The sequence below is a fragment of the Nitratidesulfovibrio liaohensis genome (assembly GCF_011682075.1).
Taxonomy (GTDB): Bacteria; Desulfobacterota; Desulfovibrionia; order Desulfovibrionales; family Desulfovibrionaceae; genus Cupidesulfovibrio; species Cupidesulfovibrio liaohensis.
This window is the reverse complement of the sequence record NZ_VSMK01000506.1, coordinates 1-1643: the sequence shown is the minus strand read 5'-3', so window position 1 is coordinate 1643 and position 1643 is coordinate 1. Positions and strand designations below refer to the sequence as shown.

Sequence of the window (1643 nt, the reverse complement as noted above, 5' to 3'; positions counted from 1 at the left end):
GACCCGGACGCGGGCATCGAGGCGGGCGGCAACGTGGTGGCCGCGCACGCCGCCTTCGCTCTGGTGACGGCGGGCGGCGACGTGGTTGTCCCCTCCGGGGTCACGGGTTCGCGCATCACGGCGGGCGGCCGCTTTCTGGCACCGGGACGCGGCGTTGTCATCGGCAGCGTCATCCGCACGGGCGGGGGCATCGACGTGGGCGAGGCCGGTTCGGTGGCAGAGGTGCCCACCCGGCTGATGGTGCAGCCGGACACCGGACAGCTCAACGCCCTGCTGCGCGAACGCGACACCCTGGCCGACCGCATGGCGCGCATATCGGCGGAACTGCCCCACGGCCCGGACATGGCCGTGCTGCTGCAAACCCCGGAGGAAGACCGCACCCTGGTGGAGGCGCTGATACGCCTGCGCAGCAAACTGGATGCCCGCCAGAAGGAACTGGGAAGCCAGATCGCCCTGGGTCGCAAGCGCTACCACGCGGTCCTGGCGGCCAGCCCCATCATCATCCGCCGCCGTACCCACGGCGGGGTGCGGGTGCAGTTTGGCGGGCGCGGGCACGACGCCATCCCCGCCGATACCGGGGTGCAATACGTCTGGCGGCCCGCCGCGCACCGAGTGGCGGTAGACGCTGCCCCCGCGGCCCCCACCGAACAGCTGTTTCCGCCACGGCCCGTGCGCCGCGCGGCGGATGTTCCCAATGACGGTGCGGCGGGCACCGCCCCGCTCGCGTGACCACCAGCCAACCGCACCGCATACCGTTCCGGCATTTTCCGCCCCCCCACGGAGCACCGCATGACCGAACGCATCCTGTTCGTGGACGACGAACCCAACATCCTCGATACCTTTCTCCGCAACCTGCGCCGCGCCTTCGACGTGGCCACGGCGGAAGGCCCGGAGCACGGCCTGCTGGCGCTGGAGGGCAAGGGCCCGTTCGCGGTGGTGGTGTCCGACCTGCGCATGCCGGGCATGGACGGCATCACCTTTCTGGAGCATGTACGCCAGCGCATGCCCGACGCGGTGCGCATCATCCTTTCCGGCCACGGCGACTTCGCCACGGCCGTGGCCTCCGTGAACCGGGGAGCGGTGTTCCGCTTTCTGACCAAACCCTGCCCGCCTGAAGAACTGGTGGGCGTGCTGCGTGACGCTCTGCGCCAGCACCGGCTGGTGGTGGCCGAACGCGAACTGCTGCGCGGCACCCTGCGCGGCAGCGTGCAGGTGCTGACCGACGTGCTGGCGCTGGTGAACCCGGAGGCCTTTGGCCGCAGCGAGCGCATCCGCGACCTGGTGGTGAAGATTGGGGCGCGGCTGGACGCCAAGCCGCTGTGGCAACTGGAACTGGCCGCCATGCTCTGCCAGCTGGGCTGTGTGGCCCTGCCGCCGGAAACCCTGCGCAAACGCCTGTCGGGCGAGGCACTGAGCGCCGAGGAACAGCAGATATGGGGCATGCACCCGGAAATCGCGGCCAACCTGCTGACCAACATCCCCCGGCTGGGTGAAGTGGCGGACATGATCGGCGCACAGCAGATGCCGCCGGGACCGGACGTGCCGCTGGGCGCGCGGATATTGCGGGCGGCGCTGGATTACGACGCGGAGCTGCGGCGCGGCCTTGCCCCGGTGCAGGCCGTGGCCGCCCTGCGGACCACGCC

Annotated in this window: 2 protein-coding genes; both read left to right on the top strand. The window is 71.1% G+C overall.

Annotation, left to right across the window (positions count from 1 at the left end):
* On the top strand, positions 1–729 hold a 729-nt coding region (locus FVW27_RS14930; RefSeq protein WP_167126593.1), incomplete at its 5' end, for a FapA family protein.
* A 60-nt stretch (positions 730–789) separates the two neighbouring features.
* The coding region (locus tag FVW27_RS14925) for an HD domain-containing phosphohydrolase (protein WP_167126590.1) at positions 790–1643 on the top strand (854 nt) is incomplete at its 3' end.